This window comes from Dactylosporangium sp. NPDC000244 (genome assembly GCF_040300725.1).
Classification (GTDB): domain Bacteria; phylum Actinomycetota; class Actinomycetes; order Mycobacteriales; family Micromonosporaceae; genus Dactylosporangium.
In genome coordinates, this window is record NZ_JBEPEH010000056.1 from 1 (window position 1) to 20,049 (window position 20,049).

Sequence of the window (20,049 nt, forward strand, 5' to 3'; positions counted from 1 at the left end):
CGTGCAGTGGACAGCCGCTTGTGAGAGCCACCCGCCGATCACCTCGACCCAGCCTGGCCGGGCACAGGTCGTAGATCAAATTAGATAAGTAGCCGATGAGAGCGCGTTCCACCCTTTCGAGACCGCTATCGACGCGTTCACGTTTCGCGGGTGCCGGGCGGCTTTCCTGGCGGCCAGGCGCTCGGCGTCGTGCGGTTCAGCGCCCGGCCAGAATCGCGGCCGCGGCACGCAGATCGGCGCGGAGCCGTTCGTCGCGCCAGGCCATCTCGGGCCAATCGAAGTGGACGAGCATAGCTCGGTCCTGGTCGGCCAGTTGGGTCAGCCGCGGGACCGCTGTGGTAGTGCCGATCTTCACCAGGGCCGATACGGCTTCGCCCGGCCAGACGCCGTCCTCGATGGTGGCGAGCAGAACCGGCACCAGGTCGGGTGCGGGCCGGCCCAGCCGCCAGAGCGCCTCAGCGATAGCGGCCTTGCCCCAGTGCCCGTGGCGGCCGAAAGAAGTACTCAGGTCCTCGACGAGCTCGGTCCAGCCCAGTTCGGCGATGAGCGCCGCGGCCTGGCTGGCGGGCACTTCGCCGAAGTGCAGGATCGCGCGGACGGTGGCCAGCACCTCGGCCGGGGGATGCCGCCCGTCACCGGTCATCACGGCGAGGAACCTGGCTGCGGCCAGTTGCGCCCTGTGCACCATGGCGGGCAAGTCGTAGTCCTGCCGCTGCCATTCCCACAGGATCGGCAGCAGTTCCGGCAGTTCCAGGCGGGCATCTGCGGCCATCGTCAACCCGCGGGTGACCTCACGCCATCGCGGCGCTTCGATCGCGGCCTGGATCGCCTCGACGACAACGGACCGATCATGCGTCCGCCGCCAGCACGCGAACGCCGGCTCCGCGAAGCCCTCCGCCGCCAGCTCCCGCAGCGCGGGCACGTCGACCGTATCGGCGGCGTCCAGCCCCTCAAGCGCCCAGGCGACCTCCTTCGGCGCAAGCGCGCGGGCCGCGCGCAGTTGCGACGTCAAGGCCGAGGCCCGCGCGCCCATCTGCCTCACTCGGTAGGCCAGTATCGCAACGTCCTTCGCCTCGCCGGCCGCGGTGGCCCGTTCCAGTTCGACGCGGAACGCGTCGAACTGCGCCGACGTCAGGTCCAACCACCAATTGTCGTTCCACCCGCCAAGCGTTATCCAGCGCGGGTCGCCGAGTTCTCCCAGCACCCGGATCGCCTTCTGACGTGCGTCCGGTGGGGTCCCGGCGGAGGCCGCCGCCTGGGCGAGGCTGTCGGCCCACGGTGCGGCGGCCGCGCCGGTCGCCGCGACCGCGTCGATGGCGGCCGTGCGCAGCCGGGGGTCGGCGTCGAGAAGCAGCCGCCCGGCCCACGATGCCAGCCACGCCCGGGCCGGGCGGTGCCAACGGCCGCAGTCCTCGACCGCCCGCAGCACCGACACCGTCAACGGCAGCGCATCTAGCAGCATGCGGCCGACCTCACCGTCGACCGCACACAGCAGATCCGCGAGCGTCGAGGAGCGGCGCAGCCAATCGGCCGGTACCTCCGCGCCGGCCGACAGCGCCGCCGCGACCACCGCCAGCGCGCCGTCCGGCCACGGCACCCCGGCCCGGGCACCGGCCAGCGCCGCCCCGACCACAACCGTGCGGTCCTCCAACTCGGCCGCAGCCAGCGTCTCCGCGGCCTCCGCGCCGAGCCCCAGCAGCAGCGCCGCCCGCACTTCCCGCTCAGACTCCGCGGCCAGCCTGCGCCGCAACAGGCTCGGATCGACACCGGCGTGGGTCAGCGCATACACGGCCGAGACCCGTACCGCCGCGTCCGGGTCGTCCAGCAGCGGTGCGATCGTCGCCGCCTGCGCCCGCAACGCGGAACGCGCCTCGGGCGACGCCCGGAGGGGACGCTCCGGGTCGGCCGCCCGGCCCGCCACGGACAGCGCCGTGGCCCGCTCGTGCGGGGCCGAACAGGCCAACGCCACGAAGTGCGGCACCGCCGCGGCGATCACGGGTGCGAGCTGGTCCAGATGCGGGGAGCGAGGGTACACGCCGAAGAGGCACTTCAGGATGCGCTCCCAGGCCGCACGGGCGTCCTCGACGGACGCCGATGCCGCGCTCTCGAGCATCTGCGGCACGTCGTCGTAGTCGGCACCCCATGCGTCGTCGTCGGGCGCCGGCCGCGGCGTTGGCTGCACCGGTGCAGCATACTTTCGATGCCGTACCCGACCACGCTGACCGGGGCTTCGTCGGTCAGACACCCCTGACGAGGGTTGACCGGCCGCTCGAGGGTGCCGTTCTTGGACGACATTGCTTGATCAGCCGCGCACTCGTAGCCGCAATCCGCGCACTGCAGACCGTGATGGCCCAGCTGGCGGTTCGGCGCGCGGTAGCCGATGGGCGCGCACTCGGTCTTGGAGAGGAATCATCGCGCTCCTCTACCGGTTGGTGCGTCGGATGGGGAGCCAGCTGGTGAGCATTGGGATCAGGGTGGACATCAGTGGCTCGCCGAAGACGCAGAGCGTCTGTTCCCAGGGATGGCCGAACGTGCCGGTGTTCATGTCTTCGGTGAGGAAGATGTAGTAGTCCCCCTTGGGGAAGACGTCCGTCTGCCACTGCGAATCCGGCTGGCATGCGAACCGGTGGGGCCAGAACCGGTAGCTCTGGTGCTGCCAGTCGAGCACAACGAGGCTGGTGTCGCGTTCGAGCACGCGGGCCAGCGCGAGCAGGGTAAGGCTGTTGACCGCGGCCACGCCTGCGGTGAACTCCGGGTGGCTGCGTGCGGCGAAGATGGGGCTGAGGTCGATGGTGACCGACGGCACGGGCTCGGTGATGGCAGGCCAGGAATGCATGCTGGGCCGGAAATCGAATCGCTGGCGGAACGGCGTCCAGCATGCGTCGTCGGCGTCCATGGAGATCGGGCTCCAGGCCGGCTGCACCGCAGGGCCGATCTCGGCGACTTGGTCGTCGCGGCCGTGGATGATGCCGGCGACCTTCTCCTGGATGGAACGAAGCACGGTGATGGTGTCGCGGTCCGCGAAGCCGGTGTCGGGCGACCAGTCCCGCGACCATCCCAGCGTTTCGCTCGCGAAGGCGAGTTCGGTCGCGAGCAGGAGACGCCGGCAATCACGACGCGACATCGGGCTCGCCGCGTCTATGAGACCGGCCAGCCGCTCAACGTCCGATCGCAGTTCGGAGCGACCGGAATAGTCGAGCAGCCCGGCGACCACGTCCTTGTTGCCTTCCGGGCGCGCCCACTGCATGATGCCGAGCCGAAGCAGTTCCCGTTCGACCGGAGCGAGCCCACCCAGATCGGTCCGCGCGTCCATGTCCACACTGCTGATCATGCAGTATCACGGCACGTCGCGGCGCCCGGATTTGCCGCTGATCGGATTGGCTCGACCCCAACGCGTTGCCAGGGTGATGGTCAGGCCGGGATTCGCTCGGCGAACCCTGCGCGGGACTGCGGCGCCGGGAATGGAGCCGCGAAGTACTGAGTCTCGTGCGCGACCCGGCCGTCGGTGAACTCCATGATGCTCACCGAGTAGGTGGGCGCGCCGTCGTAGGTGATGACGCATTCGCTCACCCACAGGTCGTCACTGCCGCTGATACGCAGCACGGTGAAGTGACGGTCAGCGGGATTGGCGCCGCGCTGGGCGGCAATCGTGGTGCGGCTGCGGAACCGTTCGCCCGACTGGGGGTAGTCCAGGATCGCGTCCTCGGCGTACAGGGCGTGCTCCGTCGCGAGCTCGCCCGCCTCTGACGCCCGCCAGTGCTCCTCGATCGCAGCGCGGGTCCGCTGGTCGGCAATCACGGTTTCGGCCTCCTCCGGGTGCTGGTCGTCGCGGCACTCTTCCCACAGCCGTGACGCTCAACCCGTTTCTGCTGATCACGTTTCCGTTCATGCCGCTGACCGGGCGTCTTGACCAAGCATCGAGGATCGCTCACCCCGGTCCCGGGCGTCGCCCATAGGCGACGCCCGGGACCGCGCAGGCCAAATGAGAGCCACACCGAAGTGGGCAGCCGATGTGAGAGCGACAGCCCGGATGTCTAGACGGAAGCCTGGCCGGGCCTCGGTCCTACCGCAATAAAACAAGAATCCGATGTGAGTGCGGCCCGGCCGACCCTGGCCCAAGTTCTATGCGGCATCCGCTTCTGCCGCGATCCGCGCGCGACAGACCGTGACAGCCCAGCCGGCGGTTCGGCGCGCGGATCTGCCGATTTGAGCGCGCCTGCAGTCGGACGTCTGCCCGACGGGTATTCCACGGTTGGCTACCTACCGCCTGCCTATTTGCGCGACACAGGCAACATCAGGGGAATGGGTGCGCACGCATTGCCGCAAGCAGCCATGCGAACGCAGGCACAGCCGGCGGCCCCGCATCGGTGGCGTTGAGTGTGCTGAGGAGCTGCCAGTAGCGTTCAATCCGGGAGTCGGCCACCATCTCCAGCCATGTGAGAAGCGCGGCGGCTTCCTCGACGGGCAGGTCGGCCGGAACGATCCGGTGGAGTGTCTCGCGGCCTTCAACGGAGTCGGGAGCGACGCCGCGCTCTTCGGCGCTTCCGGCGTGGGCAAGGACGAGTGGTCGGATGTTCAGCCCGAACTCCAGACGCGGGTCATGGGCGGCGGCGCTCAGCACCATGGCACGGAACTTCTGCCGAAAGTCTTCGTCGGCGACCAGCTCGGCCAGCTCCAGCCAGGCGTCGATTTGCTCGTCGGTGGGATCCTCGATGAGCTCGGCGGGCAGTTCGCGCATCCAGTCGGCGATGACGGCACTATCCGGGTCGGCCGTGCCGTCGAATGCATGGTCAACGAAGTCGTCGATGATGCGCTGGCGCTCCTGCGCGGACAGTCTGGCGAGCTTGTTCATCAAGGTCATCTCCTCGGTCGTGCTCTGTCGACGGGTAACGGTGTGCAGGACCGTGCGTCGTAGCTGAAGCGTGCGGATCTCCGCATCGAGCGCCTTCACGTGAGCTGCCGCAAGATCGGCCAGCGTGACCTGCTTGGCCAGCAGTGCTCCGACAGCATTGAGACCAAGGCCCAGATCACGCAGCGTCAGAATGAGCTCAAGCCGAGCGACGGACACCGCGTCGTAGAGTCGGTACCCCCCGCTGGAACGGCCGACTGGCGGTAACACGCCCCTGTCCGACCAGAACCGGACGGTCCGGGCCGACACGCCGGCGCACTGCGCGAGTTGCCCGATCGTATAGAGATCCGATTCGCGATCCACGTACCAAGCCTGAAGGTTCCACCGGATGGAAGCTCAAGCGGACACGCCCACAATCGCAACGACCGCACTGTCATGCCGCCGTTGGTGCGCGGCGGCCGGCTGGCGCGCATCACAGCGAGTAACCGGCACGGCGAGGCCGGGACTTCCTGTCCTGTCGAGGATCACGCACCCGATGGTGGTCCCGGATCGGGCGCTGTCCGATCATGTTGGCCGACTCCGGAAGTGCTAGTTGTAGACGGTCTCGGCGGTCGCCACGCGACCCGCAGCCACCGTCGACCCCGACCGGCGAATCTCCACAAACAGGCGTTGCCGAGCATCACCAAGACGGGGAGCGTTGTGGGCGCGATCGCGCGGCATGTGCGGTCGAACTCGGCCTGCCTCCGGCGCATCCCATCGACCAGGTGAAGTGGACCGCCCCGAGCTGTCCGGACGCTAAAGATCTTTGCCGCGCGCAGTGCGAACGCCCCGGTGCCGGTGAGATCGAGCGAGACCAGTTCTTAAGGTCGACGACAACCCTCGATAATCTACATTTGGCGAGCTCATCGAGGGGTGGGGTGATGCAAGAGCTGGTTGGCGGAGACGGACGGGAATCGAACCCGCCTGGCCCGGATTCCGGACCACACCAGTTTTGAAGACTGGGAGGGGCACCAGCCACCCGCACGCCTCCGTCGCCCACTGTAGTCGTCCGAGCGGTACGGCGCCTCAGAGGTGCGCGAGCCACGGATGTCCCGGATGCACGCGGGTCAGCAGTGCGGCCAAGGTCCCGCGCTGGGCCGGGGCCATGTGCGGGACGGTTTCGTCGAAGTCCGCCTGGTCCTTGCCGCGGGCGTGTTTGGCCTTGAAGAGCAGGACCAGCTCAGGCGTGAGGTACGGGATGCCGTCTCGGGTGTGCAGGACGATGTCGCGGTACGGCAGCCGGATCGTCTCGTCGCGGCGGCAGATCCACGTGTCGTCGTCGTGCGGCTCGCGGAACACGTCGAGCAGGTAGTTGCCGGTGGCCGGGTCGCGCAGCCAGGTCTGGTGCGTCGCGGCCAGCTCGTCCGGTGTGGCGTTCTCCCAGATCCGGCCACTGGCCACCGTGTCGAAGGCGTATCCGGGGAAGCGGTCGCGGACCTCGGGGAAGCCTGCTGCGGGGATCGCGATCTCGATGTCCCCGTGCTCGCGTGTCTGCCTGCCGAGGAACAGGTCCAACGCCCAGCCCGCGGCCACGCACCAGGGCGTGGCGGTGCCGGCCAGGTGCTGCGCGACCTCGGCCGGGGTCCAGCAGGAAGACCACCTGGCGGGCAGGGCGTCGATGTCGGCCGGTGACAGCTGGATGCCACCGGCGGGTAGCCGGTCTTTCACTCCGCGATGATGGCATATATCAATTAGCCAGATAGCATTTTGAATTGCGGCGCGAGCGGGTTGCCCATTCATTGGCATGTGGTACGAATGTCGCTCATTGCAATTGGTGAACATTCACGCAAGTCATGCTGTGTCCGGAAGTGCCGGTAAATCGCCGGGCAGGCCCCTTGATCGATTTGCCCGTTGTCGCCCGAAGCGGCGACGGGGCTTCCCCCGTTAGAGGGAACTGTCGCGTTCCTGTCCATTGTGGACCCGCATTCGCGCAGCCTGGTGTGCCTGCGCCGGGCCGTGATAGGCCCTAGGAGATCCACTTGGCGCCCCCTGGAGCAACACGCGCCCCAATCGAACTAGAGGAGAACCGATCGTGCGCAAATCTGGGTTGAACCCCAGGCGCTGGCGGGGCAGGACGCTAGCCGCGTTCACTGCCGCCGCCGTCGTGGCGACGAGTGCGGTAACCGCCGCGCCCGCCGCCGCCGATCCCAAGCCGAACCCCGGAAAGGCCCATGACGTCGAGGGCCACGGCCCGCGTGACGTCGACAACCGTCGCGGCGGCAAGGCGCCGACCGCGAAGCAGAAGGCGGCCGCCGATCGGGTCGGCGCCGCGAAGGTCCGCTGGAACTCCCTCGGCGAGCCCGAGGCCGTCGGCCCGGACAAGGCCCTGGCCACCGGCCTGACCGGCGACCCGGTCGCCGCGGCCCGCAAGTACCTGCTCGACAACCAGGAGTTGTACGCGCTCGACGCCCCGGCCGTCGACGCGATGCAGCCGATCCTCGTCCAGGCGCTCGGCACCGGCACCGTCGTGCAGCTGCAGCAGCGCTTCGGCAACCTGCCGGCGGGTCACGACGGACTCGTGTCGATCCTGCTCAACAAGGGCAGCGTCGTCTGGGTCACGTCATCGCTCTCGCGCGACACCACCGCGCCCGAGCCGGCGACCCTGTCGGCGTCCGACGCCGTCGCCGCGGCCCTGGCCGACGCCGGTCTCACGGCCGGTCAGATCGGCGCCCCCGACGTCATCGAGGTCGCCGTGCCCACCCCGGACGGCGGGCCGCGTGCGGCGTACCAGATCAGCCTGGTCTCGAACGACGCCGACAACCCGACCGCGTACTCGACCTTCGTCGACGCGCGTACCGGCGAGATCCTCATCCGTGAGGACATGGTCGACTTCGACTCCGACAACCCGACCTGGGCCGTCTTCCCGACGACCGCGCCGCAGTCGGTCACGGCGGGCACCGACTCGCGGGTGACCTGGTGCTTCACGCCGGCGGTCAACTGCGTCAAGACCGTGAAGGACGCCGCGTCGGGCAAGGCCTGGGACGTCAACCAGCTCACCGGTCAGCCGACCTTCACCTCGTCGGGCAACTCGGCCAACAACCTCGTGTCGTGGGGCGGTGGCGTGGCGGCCTTCCCGGCGGCCACCAAGACGGACCGCAACTACAACTACGCGTTCACCGACCAGTGGCACGAGTCCAAGTGCAACCCGGACGTGTTCACCTCGGCGACGCGCAACGACGCGGACGCGGCGGTGTCGAACCTGTTCGGCATGCACAACGCGATGCACGACTTCAGCTACCACCTGGGCTTCACCGAGTCCGCGTGGAACATGCAGGTCGTCAACACCCAGCCCGGCGGCCTGGGCAACGACCCGGAGCAGGGTCGCGCGCAGTCCGGCGCCCTGAGCGGCAGCCGGAACAACGCCAACCAGAGCACGGGCCGCGACGGTGCGACGTCGACGACCAACATGTACCTGTGGCAGCCGGTGGCCGGCTCGGCGTACCCGCCGTGCGTTGACGGCGACTACGACATGACCGTCATCGGGCACGAGTACACCCACGCGATCACCAACCGCATGATCGCCGGCCCGAACAGCGGCATCTCCGGCTCGCAGGGCGGCTCGATGGGCGAGGCGTGGAGTGACCTCGTCGCCGCCGAGTACCTGTACGAGAACGGCCTGCGCGCTCCCGGCGACACCGAGTTCGTCACCGGCGCCTACGTCACGGGCAACGTGCACGAGGGCATCCGCGACTACGACGCCAGCAAGAGCCCGCTGAACTACTCGGACTTCGGCTTCGACCTGGTCGGTCCCGAGGTCCACGCCGACGGCGAGATCTGGGTCGCCACGAACCTGCGCGTCCGCAAGGAGTTCGTCAACCGCTACGGCCTCGGCACCCCCGAGCTGCAGCAGAAGTGCGCCGACGGCGGCGCCGACGCGGCGTCCTGCCCGGGCAACCGGCGCTGGATCCAGCTGATGTTCGACTCGTTCCTGCTGCAGGCGGCCAGCGGGGCCACCATGACCAGCATGCGCGACAACATGCTGGCCGCGGACCTGGTCCGCTTCGACGGGGCCAACCAGGACATCATCTGGAAGGGCTTCGCCGAGTCCGGCCTGGGTGAGGGTGCGACGGGCGCTCCGTCGGACACCGACCCGACGCCGAGCTTCCACTCGCCGTACGCCGAGAACGCGACCGTGACCCTGCGGCCGATGGCCGGCTCCGCCGGTGCGAACGTCACGCTGTACGTCGGCGACTACGAGGCCCGGGCGACCCCGGTGGCCGACACCGACCCGTCGACGCCGCTGCCGGACACGTTCCAGATCCTGCCCAACACCGAGTTCCACTTCGTGGTCAACGGCAAGGGCTACGGCAGCCAGAAGTTCACCGCTTCCTTCAAGCCCGGCAAGGCGCAGGAGCTGAAGCTGAAGCTGCCGCAGAACGTGGCCTCCTCGGCGCTTGGCGCGGTGGCGACCGGCGACGGCGTCAACCTCGACAAGATCAACGACGAGACCGAGGGCACGAACTGGGCGTCGGTCAACGGCGTGGCCGGCAAGCAGGTCACGATCGACCTGGCCGGCGACAAGCCGGTCAACGTCCAGTCGCTCAACGTCAGCGCCCTGCTGCGCCCGGCCCTCAAGGGCGACGTCGACTCCAGCACGCAGAACCAGAACCGGTTCAGCGCTCTGCGCTCGTTCTCGGTGCTCACCTGCGACGCCACGAAGGCCGACTGCAGCAAGGACTCGAGTTACACGGAGGCGTACCGTAGCAACGACGACGCCTTCCCGGGTGGCGCCTGGCGTCCGGTGGCGCCGCAGCTGAACCTGCGCACGTTCGACATCCACCCGACGCTGGCCACGCACGTGCGTGTGGTCGTGCGGTCCAGCCAGTGCACCGGCAACCCGTTCTACGCCGGTGAGCAGGACAACGACCCGCGGGCGAACACGGACTGCGCTGCCAACAGCCAGTACCGCGACGAGGTCCGCATCGCCGAGGTGCAGGTCTTCGGCTCCAGCGGCAACATCACGCCGGGGCAGTAGGCAACACCGTTCAGGGGCCCCGCCGGCACTCGCCGGCGGGGCCCCGCTCGTGTTCGGACGTTTTTTGTCGTACCCCGCGCGTAGGGTCCGGGCCATGAAGCACAACAGTCGCCCCCGGACCGGTGGTCGCCGCTCGTCCGGCAGTGTGCCGGGGTCGCTCGGGGCTAGGGTCGGCGCATGACGTATGCCGAGGTGAACGGGGTCTCGCTGTGGTACGAGGAGCACGGCTCGGGTGAGCCGCTCGTGCTCCTCCATGGCGGGTTCTGGACCATCGAGATGTTCGGGGCGTTCCTGCCCGCCCTGGCGCAGCGGCGGCGGGTCATCGCCGTCGAGTTGCAGGGGCACGGACACACACCCGTGACCGAGCGTCCGCTTCGGTACGAGACCTGCGCCGACGACGTCGCCGCGCTGATCTCGCATCTCGGACTCGGGCGCGCCGACGTGCTCGGCTACTCGCTCGGGGCCGGGACCGCGGTCCGGATCGCGATGCAGCACCCCGACGTGGTCCGGCGGCTGATCGCGATCTCGACGCCGGTGCGGCGCACGGGCTGGTTCCCGGAGGTGCTGGCCGGGATGGCGCAGCTCGGGCCGGAGGCGGCGGAGGGGATGAAGGCGTCGCCGTTGTACGCGTCCTACGCCCGGGTCGCGCCGCGGGTCGAGGACTGGCCGGTGCTCGGGACGCGGATGGGCGAACTGCTGCGGCGCGACTACGACTGGTCTCCGGAGGCGGCTCGGATTCAGGCGCGGACCATGCTCGTGTTCGCCGACGCCGACTCGATCCCGCCCGCCCACGCGGCCGAGTTCTACGCGCTGCTCGGCGGCGGCCTGCGCGACGCGGACTGGGACGCCTCGAAGCGGGTGGCGTCGCGGCTGGCGATCATCCCGGGGCGCACGCACTACGACATCACGGAGGCGCCATCGTTGCCCGGCCTGGTGGAGGAGTTTCTGAGCGAGCCCGACTGATTCTGCGGGCCACGCGATCGGCGTGCGCCTCCTGCCCGTGACCGGCTCGACCGCGCCGCCCGGGTGGGCACCGGGCCGGCCTTGCGGTGCTCGGCCCGGTGACGGAGTTCGTGCGCGGGCCGGACTGATTCCACTGTGCGCGGGCCGCGGGGATCGGAGCTCGCCCCTGTCTATGACCAGCTCGGCTGCGCGTTGCCTGGACGGGGCGCGAGCCCTCCCTTGCCGCGCCGGCCTTGAGCGGCGCGGTCACCGTCGTCGCGGCGCCCGTCGCGCTCGGGGCGGTCAGCGCAAGAAAGGTGACCCGGCCGCGCCGGTGCTGAGCACCCGCGCGAAGCCAGCCTGCTTCGCGCGGGTGAGCGGCCGGTCCTTTCACCCGCGCTGGCTGCCTTCACCCGCGCTGGCCGCGGGCACCCGCGCTGGCCGCGGGCACCCGCGCTGGCCGCCTTCACCCGCGCTGGCCGCCGGCGCCGCGCCGCCGTCGATCGCGGCCTGTCCGGCGCGCTCGTCGCGCTCGCGTCGGCGACGGTCAGCGGCTGAGCCGTGTGGAGCGAGGACCGGCCGGCTCCGCGCTGGGCCTGCGGTGATCAGCCGTCGATGCGGTGGGTCGTCCAGAACGAGGACAGGCTCGTCGAGCCGGCCGCCGCCTGGGCTGCCGCCTTGAAGTCGGGCACCGTCGAGACGCCGTACCAGTGTGACTGCGCGTAGTTGAACATCAGGTTGGTCATGGCCGTCGTGCCGAGGGTGCGGCGCAGGTCGTGCAGTGCGCACTTGCCGTAGCCGTAGATGACGGTCGAGTAGCGGGACGAGTGCGCGTCCCAGTAGGCCATCGAGCTGGTCAGCCGCTCGCTCGAGGACTGCCACGTGACCGAGTTCCAGCAGTTGGTGCCGGTCTTGTTGAAGTACAGGTCCGTCGCGTAGTCGGTGAACGCCTCGTCGAGCCACGGTGTCGTGTATTCGTCGTCGCCCACGATCCCGTAGAACCACTGGTGCGCGAGCTCGTGCGCGAGGGCGTTGCTCGACACCACGTCGAGCACGAAGCCCGGGTACTCCATCCCGCCGAACCAGAAGTTGTTGTCCAGCACGACATCGGCCTCGCCGTACGGGTACGCCCCGAAGCGCTGGGAGTGCGCGTCGAGCGCGCCCAGCGCCGTGCTGAGCATCGAACTGGCGCTGGAGGCGCTGATCGCGCTGGTGCGGTACACGTTGACGGTGTATCCGCCCGGGGACACGCCGCTGGTCTTCGTGAACGGACCCGCCGCCCAGGCGAAATCGCGCACGTTCGTCGCCGAAGCGTGCGTGATCGTGCGTCCGCTGCTGCCCGGCGTGTCCGTCGACGTGCCGGTCGCGGGCACCGAGATGGAGGTCGGGTGATCGAGTGTGACGTCGAAGTCGCTGATGAGGCTGTAGAACGACTCGCCGTTGTTCGTGTACGGCGAGAGGTGCCAGCCGGCCCCGTCGCGCACCGCGAGCACCGGAAGCGCGTTGCCGATGAAGTTGTACGCCCCGTCGCGCCCGAACCGATCAGCCCCCGCGGGCACCACGATCCCGAGGTCGAACCCGATCGTCGCGGTCGCGTTCTGTGCGAGCGGGGCGGGCAGCGTGATCTTCAGAGCCGTACACCCGACGCTGAGCGAACCTGCAGAGCCTCCGGTCACGTTGGTCACGGTGATCGGCGTGTTGGACGGGCACGTGCCGTGGTAGTTGTCCCACAGCCGCAGGTACACCTCGGGCAGTGTCGTCGGCGAGGTGTTCGTGAACGTGACGGACTCGTGACCGCTCCACGAGGCGCCGGTGCTGTCGCTCGCGAGCGTGACGGTGTAGTCGGCCAGGCCCGGGGTCCGGGTCGTGTCGACCGCGGCGAACGCGGCCGGGGCGGTGACCCCGACGGCGATAGCGGTGGCGGAGGTGACCGCGACGGTGAGCGCGGTCAGAAGCCGGATGGTCATGCGGCCAGCGTGAAAGCAGTGAATGATGACTGTCAATATATATGAACCCGAGTCGCGACCCTCTTGACGTCGTACCGTGCGGCAGGAGTAGCGTGCCGGTTGAGAGAGCGCTCTCTAGTCCCCGCCAGGATCGCAAGGAGAGCCATGCGCACTCGAACACACCGTCGCGCCCGGCGCTGGGCCGCGGGCGTCACCGCCGCCGCGGCGCTCGCCCTGGTCGCCGTCACCGCCGCGGCGCAGGCCGGCACGTCGAACAATGCCCAGCTCGCGGCCGCCGCCGCGCCCGCGCCGCCGCCCGGCTTCACGCTCACGTGGAGCGACGAGTTCAACGGTGCCGCTGGCACCGGGGTGAACACGGGCACGTGGAAGTACGACACCGGTCCGGGCAGCAGCTTCGGCACCGGCGAGATCGAGACCATGACGAACAGCACGGCCAACGTCTTCCAGGACGGCAACGGGCACCTGGTGCTGCGGGCCTTGCACTCGGGTACCGACCCGAGGGCCGGCTGGACGTCCGGCCGCATCGAGACCCAGGCCGCCACGTTCGGCGCCGACGCCGGCGACGTGGTGCGCATGGAGTCCTCGATCCAACAGCCGAATGTGACGACCGCGAACGGCGCCGGTTACTGGCCCGCGTTCTGGATGCTCGGATCGACACTGCGGACCGGCACTTCGTGGCCGACCAGCGGCGAAATCGACATCCTCGAGGACATCAACGGGCGCAGTTCCGTCTTCGGCACCCTGCATTGCGGGGTCAACCCCGGCGGCCCGTGCAACGAGTCGACGGGCATCGGCAGCGGCGAGCGCGCGTGCGCCGGGTGCCAGACCGGCTATCACACGTACGCGGTGGAGATCGACCGGTCCAAGTCGCCGGAGGAGATCCGCTGGTACCTCGACGGCGCGAACTACTTCACGCTGCCGGCCACCCGCGTGGACGCCACGACGTGGAACAACGCCGTGCACCACCCGTTCTTCATCATCTACGACCTGGCCATGGGCGGCGGATTCCCCGACGCCTTCGGTGGCGGCCCGAACGCGAGCACCGTCTCCGGCGCGCAGATGAACATCGACTGGGTGGCCGTGTACAACAAGAAGGGCGGCACGACCAGCCCGCCCCCGACCGGCACCAACATCGCGCAGGGCAAGCCGACGACCGCCTCCTCGACCGAGAACGCCGGTACGCCCGCGTCCGCCGCGACTGACGGAAACGCCACGACTCGCTGGTCGAGTGCGTTCAGTGACCCGCAGTGGCTGCAGGTCGACCTCGGCCAGACGTACAACCTGACGAGCGTGAACCTGAACTGGGAGGCGGCGTACGCCACGGCCTTCCAGATCCAGACCTCCAACGACGGCACGAACTGGACGTCGATCTACAGCACCACGACGGGCACGGGCGGCAACCAGACGCTGAACGTCACGGGATCGGGTCGCTATGTGCGCGTTTACGGCACGCAGCGCGCGACCGCGTACGGGTACTCGCTGTACGAGCTCGGCCTGACCGGTACGCCCGGCGGCTCGACCGGCACCGTGATCTCCCAGGGCCGGCCGACCACCGCGTCGTCGACGGAGAACGCCGGCACGCCCGCGTCCGCGGCGACCGACGGCAACACCGGGACGCGCTGGTCGAGTGCGTTCAGTGACCCGCAGTGGCTGCAGGTGGACCTCGGCGCGACCCGGGCCATCAGCAAGGTGAACCTGAACTGGGAGGCGGCGTACGCCACGGCCTTCCAGATCCAGACCTCCAACGACGGCACGAACTGGACGTCGATCTACAGCACCACGACGGGCGCGGGCGGCAACCAGACGCTGAACGTCACCGGGTCCGGTCGCTATGTGCGCGTTTACGGCACCCAGCGCGCAACGACCTACGGCTACTCCCTGTGGGAGTTCCAGGTCTTCGGCTGATCGCTGCTGACGGGGCTCCAGGGTTCGTACTTCCTTGGAGCCCCGCCATGCCCGATGCGCGCTTCGCACACTGCGCGGTGCACGTTCGCGTGGAACGCGGTCTTGCGTCGCGCGTTCGCGCAGTGAGCGGGTTGTGGGTGGCGCGTTCGTGCGGTGAGCGGTTCGTGCCTGCACGTTCGCGCACTGCGCGACTCGCAGACTGCGCGTTCGTACAGTGCGCGTTCGGCCATTGAGCGTCCGCGCAAGTGGGCGCCGTTGGTCCTGTGCGTTCGCGCATTGCGCGTTTGAACACTGATCGATTCGTGCAGCGAGCGGTTCGTGCAGTGAGCGTTCGGACCGCGAGGCGGTTCGCGCAGCGAGCGATTCGCGCACTGCCCGTTGTCCGGCGAGCGATTCGTGCAGTGAGCGTTCGGGCGGTGCGCGGGCCGAGGGTGTCAGCGTGTGAAGAAGGCGTCGACCCGGGCGGCCACGAGCGCCGGGCGGTTCAGGTCCGGCGCGTTGTGGTCGGCGCCCGCCAGGACCTCGTGCTGCGCCAACGGCAACAGCTCGGCCAGGCGCGGCACCGTGTCGCGCAGGTATGGCACCGACTTCGCCCCGGCCAGGAGCAGGGTCGGTGACTGTATCGCCGCGTAGCGCGAGCCGTCGGAGTCGAGCCGCGCGACCTCGCCGAGCTCGGCCGGGCTGGTCGGCATCATGGCCCGCGTCTCGGCTCCGTCGGTGCCGCGCAGGAGCAGAAAGGCCAGGCCGTAGTGCACGGCCAGCGGTACGTCGGGCAGCGGCACGATCCCGGTGCGTTTCGTGAACGTCGCCATCGCCGCGTAGGCGCGGCCGGCCGTGACCAGCTCTGTGAAGCGTGGCAGCCAGGAGAGGTCGAACGCGCCGTGGAGGCTGACGGCCGGCTCATAGACGGCCAGCCCGGCGAAGGTCCGGCGCAGCGCGGCGTGCAGGGCCGCCAGTCCGCCGTAGCTGTGGCCGAACACCAGCTCGGACCCCGTCGCGTCGGCCACGGCGAGCACGTCTTCGGCCTCGCGCTCGATCGAGTACGCCGTGCCCTGTGGCCCGCTCGCGCCGCGGCCCCGGCGGTCGATCGAATGGACACGGTAGCGGGGCAGGTTGTGGATGAACGTGTCGTAATGGTGCGCGCGCCGGTTGTTGCCGGGCACCACCACGAGCCCGGGTCCGTTGCCGGTGCTGCGGTAGGTGATGGCCGTGCCGTCGGCGGAGAATGCGACACCCAAGTCGGTCATGCGGGCAGTCTGGGGAGTCGCGCTGATAAAGCCCTGTCAGACCGCTGCCACCCACTGCGAGCGCGCGATTGTGCAATTTGGGTTGCACGCCAGAGGGCAGGTCGGACCGTCGCCACCAGGTTCGAGTGCTGGGTTTGCGCGTGTGAGTGGTTGGAGTTGTGGCGCCGATGGGGCGGTCAGGCTGTTGCTGCCCATTCTGGGCGCAGGAGGCCGAAGATCGCGCAGTCGTGGAAGTGGCCGTCGCCTTCCAGGGAGTGTTGGCGCAGCGTTCCCTCGCGGGTGAATCCCAGGGACGTCAGCAGCCGGACCGATCGATCGTTGGCCGCGATTGTCTGGGCGTGCACGCGCTGTAGCCGCATCGTGGTGAAGCCGAAGCGCAGGATCGCCCGTGCCGCCTCGGTCGCGTAGCCGTGGCCCCAGTGTTCCTTCGCGAGATCGTATCCGAGTTCGGCCCGCCGGTGGGCGGGCTGCCACCTGTGCAGCCCCGTGAGGCCGATGACCCGGCCGTCCAGTTCCAGTGCCCAGTGCCGGCGTAGGTCCGCGGCGGACTCGGCCAGCAGGTGCTCGAGGAATGCCTCGGTCTCCGCCAGCGTGCGCATCGGGTCGTCGTTGAACCGCTGGACCTCCGGGTCGCCGCGGAACACGAGCACGTCTGCGGCGTCGGTGACGGCCGGCTCGCGCAGTACGAGCCGGGCCGTGCGGATCGGCTGCAGGGCCACGAACGGCACCCTATCGGGGAACGTGGCCGCTTCCGTCTTGGGCCTCCCGTCCGACGAGCAGCGAAGGCCCGTAGCGGACCTCCCGTCGGGAGCGGTGAAGGCCCGCCGATCGTCGTGCGCGGCACCCCCAAAGGCCCGACGACGGGCCGTGCGAGCCCGGGCCCACGGGCAGCAACCGGCGGGCGGCGGCACCACCAAAGGCCCGGCGACGGCCCGTGCGAACCCGGGCCCGCGAGCGCAGGGCACGAGAGAGCACAATCAGCAGCGTGCGAATCGGGCTGCTAGGACCCCTCGAGGTCGCCGACGGGGACGGGGTGCCCCTCGAGGTCGGCGGCTCGCGGCTGCGTGTCCTCGCCACGCTCCTCGCGCTCGAGCCCGGCCGAGTCGTCACCGCCGCGCGGCTCACCGACGGGGTCTGGGGCGAGCATCCGCCCGCCGGGGCCGGCAACGCGCTGCAGTCGCTCGTCTCGCGGCTGCGCCGGGTGCTGCCCGACGGCGTGCTGCAGGCGCGCCCGACCGGGTACCTGCTGGACATCGACGCGGAGAACGTCGACCATCTGCGGTTCGAGGCGCTCGTCGGCCGGGCCCGGGCCGCGGGTGACCCCGGCTCGGCCGTCGCGCTGTTCCGGCGGGCCGAGCAGCTGTGGCGCGGGCCGGCGCTCGCCGACGCCGGGGAGGCCGCGTTCGCCCGGCCGTGGCGGGCCCGGCTCGACGAGCTGCGCTTCGCCGCGATCGAGGACCGGATCGAGGCCGAGCTCGGCATCGGGGAGCGGGTCGTCGCCGAGCTCGAGGCGCTCGTCGCCGCGCATCCGCTGCGGGAGCGGCTCGTCGCGCTGCTGATGCGCGCGCTCGCCGGGGCCGGGCGCGGGGCCGAGGCGCTTTCGGTGTTCGAGCGGTGCCGGGACCGGCTCGCCGAGGAGCTGGGCGCTGACCCGTCGGCGGGGCTGATGGCGGTACACCTGCAGGTTTTGCGGGGTGAGCAGCAGCGGCCCGCGGAGGGTAACCTGCGCGCCGCGCTCACGAGCTTCGTCGGGCGCGACGCCGATCTGGCCGCGGTGCGCCGGCTCGTCAACGACGGGCGGCTCGTCACGCTCGTCGGGCCCGGGGGTGCGGGCAAGACACGGCTGTCCGTCGAGACCGGGCGGGCGCTGGCCGGGCAGATTCCGGACGGCGTGTGGCTCGTCGAGCTCGCGCCGCTCACCGACCCCGGCGACGTGATCCAGGCCGTCTGGGGCGCGCTCGGCCTGCGGGACCCGGCCGGCAAGCCCGCCGCGCCCGGCCGCCGCCTCGACGCCGACGACGCGCCCCGGCGCCTGGCCACCGCCCTGGCCCACCGGCGCCTGCTGCTGATCCTCGACAACTGCGAGCACGTCGTCGCGGCCGCGGCCGAGCTCGCCGAGCGGCTGCTGGGGGAGTGCCCGCACCTGCGGGTCCTGGCCACGAGCCGGGAGCCGCTCGGCATCACCGGCGAGGCGCTCTTCGGGGTGGAGCCGCTCGCGGAGGACTCGGCGGCGCGGCTGTTCGCGGACCGGGCCGCGGCCGTGCGGCCGGGGCTGGCGGGGCTGCCCGAGGACCCCGGCGCCGTCGCCCGGATCTGCCGTGCGCTGGACGGGATGCCGCTGGCGATCGAGCTCGCCGCGGCCCGCTGCCGCTCGCTCACCCCGGCGCACATCGCCGACCGGCTCGACGACCGGTTCCGGCTGCTCAGCCGGGGCAGCCGCACGGCCCGGCCCCGCCACCAGACGCTGCGCGCGGTCGTCGACTGGAGCTGGGACCTGCTGGCCGAGCCCGAGCGCGCGATGCTGCGCCGGCTGGCGATCTTCCCCGGCGGGGCGACCGTCGCCGCCGCGGCCGCCGTCTGCGATCCCGACGGGCGCCTGGGCGACCCGGACGAGCTGCTCACGACCCTGGTGGAGAAGTCGCTGCTGGTGGCCGGCGACGATCTGCGGTACCGGATGCTCGAAACGATCCGCGCGTATGGCCTGGAACGCCTGGACGAGGCCGGCGAGGCGGACGGAGTGCGCCGCCGCCACGGCGCCTGGTTCCTGGCGCTGGCCCAGCGGCTCGAGCCGGCGCTGCGCGGCACCGGGCAGCTGGAGGCCCTCGCCGAGCTCGGCGCCGAGCACGACAACCTGCACGGGGCGCTGCGGCGGGCGATCGCGGCCGGGGACAGCGATCTCGCGGTGCGGCTCGTCGCGGTGGTCGGCTGGTACTGGTGGCTCGGCGGGCACCGGGTCGAGGGCGCGGCCCTGGCCTCGGCCGCGCTGTCGCTACCGGGGCCGTCCGACCCCGACGCCCGGGCGATGGCCTGCGGGGTGGCCGCGGTCAACGGGTTCGACGGGCTCGGCGATTCCGAGATGCTCGACGGGTGGTTCTCCGAGGCGGTGGGGTACCAGGGCGAACACCCGCTGTCCCGGCTCTTCCAGGCGGTCGCGGGCCTGTATCGGCAGGGCCCGGTCGGGGTCGTGCTCGAGCGTATCGCGGCGCTGTCCGACGACCCCGACCCCTGGATCGCCGGGCTCGGCCGCCTGCTCGTCGGGCACGCGCTGCTCAACACCGGCGCCCACGCGGCCGAGTCGCGCGCCGCGTTCGAGTCGTCGCTGGCGGCGTTCCAGGGCATCGGCGAGCGCTGGGGCATGTCGTTCGCCCTCGCCGCCCTCGCCGAGGCCAAGGCCCACGAGGGCCGTCACCGCGAGGCGATCGCGCACTACGAGGAGGCGCTGACCTACCTGCGGCTGCTCGGGTCGACCGAGGACCGGCCGGTCACCGAGGTGCGATTGGCGCAGTTGTACTACCTGATCGGCGACGAGCCGCGCGCGGACGCGGTCCTCGCCGAGGCCCGGCGGACCGCCCGGCGCTCGGGGGTGCCCGACAGCATCGCCTTCGTCGAGTACGCCTTCGCCTACCGGGCCCTGCGCACGGGCCGGTTCGACGAGGCCCGCGACCGCTTCGACCGCGCCCTCGACCTCGTCGGCGGCAACCGGGTCTCGCCGCAGATGCTCGCCCTGCTGCACTCCGGCCGCGCGGTGCTGCTGGCCCGCGACGGCGAGCACGCCGCGGCGGGCGACGCGATCCGCTTCGCCGTCGTTCAGGGCCGCTCCGCGTTCGACGCGTACGCCGTCGCCAACGCGGTCGACGACGCCGCCGAGGCCGCGCTGCTGGGCGGGGACGCGGCGCGGGCGGTGACGCTGCTGGCCGCGGCGCGGGCGGTCCGCGGCACGGACGACGCCACCCGGCCGTGGACCACGGACGTGGACGAGCGGGCCCGCGCCGCGCTCGGTGCCGAGGCCGTGCCCGGCGCGGTCGAGCAGGGGAGCGGCGCGACGCTCGGCAACGTCCTGGACTACTTCCCCGCGCGTAAATGCGTTGAGCAGGTACCGGCTCCCGAGGCAGGCTGAAGGCACCG

12 protein-coding genes and 1 tRNA gene are annotated in these 20,049 nt (G+C 70.7%); 4 read left to right on the forward strand and 9 right to left on the reverse strand.

Features of this window, described 5'->3' with window-relative positions:
* Positions 1–196: 196 nt before the first annotated feature.
* The 6 genes from ABT369_RS51220 to ABT369_RS51245 form a co-directional block, all read right to left on the reverse strand.
* A complete protein-coding gene (locus ABT369_RS51220) occupies positions 197–2,182 on the reverse strand; it encodes a hypothetical protein (RefSeq protein WP_350624772.1) in 1,986 nt (661 codons plus the stop codon).
* Positions 2,183–2,422: 240 nt separating this feature from the next.
* Positions 2,423–3,313 (reverse strand): DUF2716 domain-containing protein, encoded by an 891-nt coding sequence (locus ABT369_RS51225; protein WP_350624885.1) that lies wholly within the window; start codon positions 3,311–3,313, stop codon positions 2,423–2,425.
* A 98-nt stretch (positions 3,314–3,411) separates the two neighbouring features.
* Positions 3,412–3,798, reverse strand: coding sequence for a nuclear transport factor 2 family protein (locus ABT369_RS51230; RefSeq protein WP_350624774.1), 387 nt, complete (start codon positions 3,796–3,798; stop codon positions 3,412–3,414).
* A gap of 496 nt (positions 3,799–4,294) precedes the next feature.
* Positions 4,295–5,212, reverse strand: a complete 918-nt coding sequence (locus ABT369_RS51235) for a helix-turn-helix domain-containing protein (protein ID WP_350624776.1) — start codon at positions 5,210–5,212, stop codon at positions 4,295–4,297.
* Positions 5,213–5,783: 571 nt separating this feature from the next.
* A tRNA-Sec gene (locus ABT369_RS51240) sits at positions 5,784–5,879 on the reverse strand.
* A gap of 35 nt (positions 5,880–5,914) precedes the next feature.
* Positions 5,915–6,556, reverse strand: coding sequence for a nucleotidyltransferase domain-containing protein (locus ABT369_RS51245; RefSeq protein WP_350624778.1), 642 nt, complete (start codon positions 6,554–6,556; stop codon positions 5,915–5,917).
* A gap of 436 nt (positions 6,557–6,992) precedes the next feature.
* Here ABT369_RS51245 and ABT369_RS51250 point away from each other — a divergent pair, with 436 nt between their 5' ends.
* Both ABT369_RS51250 and ABT369_RS51255 read left to right on the forward strand, forming a co-directional pair.
* Entirely contained in the window at positions 6,993–9,863 is a 2,871-nt protein-coding gene (locus ABT369_RS51250) for a M36 family metallopeptidase (protein WP_350624780.1), read from the forward strand.
* A 177-nt stretch (positions 9,864–10,040) separates the two neighbouring features.
* Entirely contained in the window at positions 10,041–10,826 is a 786-nt protein-coding gene (locus ABT369_RS51255) for an alpha/beta fold hydrolase (RefSeq protein ID WP_350624782.1), read from the forward strand.
* A 584-nt stretch (positions 10,827–11,410) separates the two neighbouring features.
* Here the strand turns inward: ABT369_RS51255 and ABT369_RS51260 are convergent.
* Positions 11,411–12,772, reverse strand: a complete 1,362-nt coding sequence (locus tag ABT369_RS51260) for a M1 family metallopeptidase (RefSeq protein WP_350624784.1) — start codon at positions 12,770–12,772, stop codon at positions 11,411–11,413.
* 144 nt (positions 12,773–12,916) lie between these two features.
* On the opposite strand from ABT369_RS51260, the gene ABT369_RS51265 reads away from it, so the two are divergent.
* Complete coding sequence (locus tag ABT369_RS51265) at positions 12,917–14,677, forward strand: discoidin domain-containing protein (RefSeq protein WP_350624786.1); 1,761 nt, start codon at positions 12,917–12,919, stop codon at positions 14,675–14,677.
* A gap of 434 nt (positions 14,678–15,111) precedes the next feature.
* Here ABT369_RS51265 and ABT369_RS51270 read toward each other — a convergent pair whose 3' ends face one another.
* Positions 15,112–15,924, reverse strand: coding sequence for an alpha/beta fold hydrolase (locus ABT369_RS51270; RefSeq protein WP_350624788.1), 813 nt, complete (start codon positions 15,922–15,924; stop codon positions 15,112–15,114).
* A 176-nt stretch (positions 15,925–16,100) separates the two neighbouring features.
* Complete coding sequence (locus ABT369_RS51275) at positions 16,101–16,643, reverse strand: GNAT family N-acetyltransferase (RefSeq protein ID WP_350624790.1); 543 nt, start codon at positions 16,641–16,643, stop codon at positions 16,101–16,103.
* A gap of 266 nt (positions 16,644–16,909) precedes the next feature.
* Between ABT369_RS51275 and ABT369_RS51280 the strand changes: the two genes are divergently transcribed.
* Complete coding sequence (locus ABT369_RS51280) at positions 16,910–20,041, forward strand: AfsR/SARP family transcriptional regulator (RefSeq protein WP_350624792.1); 3,132 nt, start codon at positions 16,910–16,912, stop codon at positions 20,039–20,041.
* Positions 20,042–20,049 lie beyond the last annotated feature (8 nt).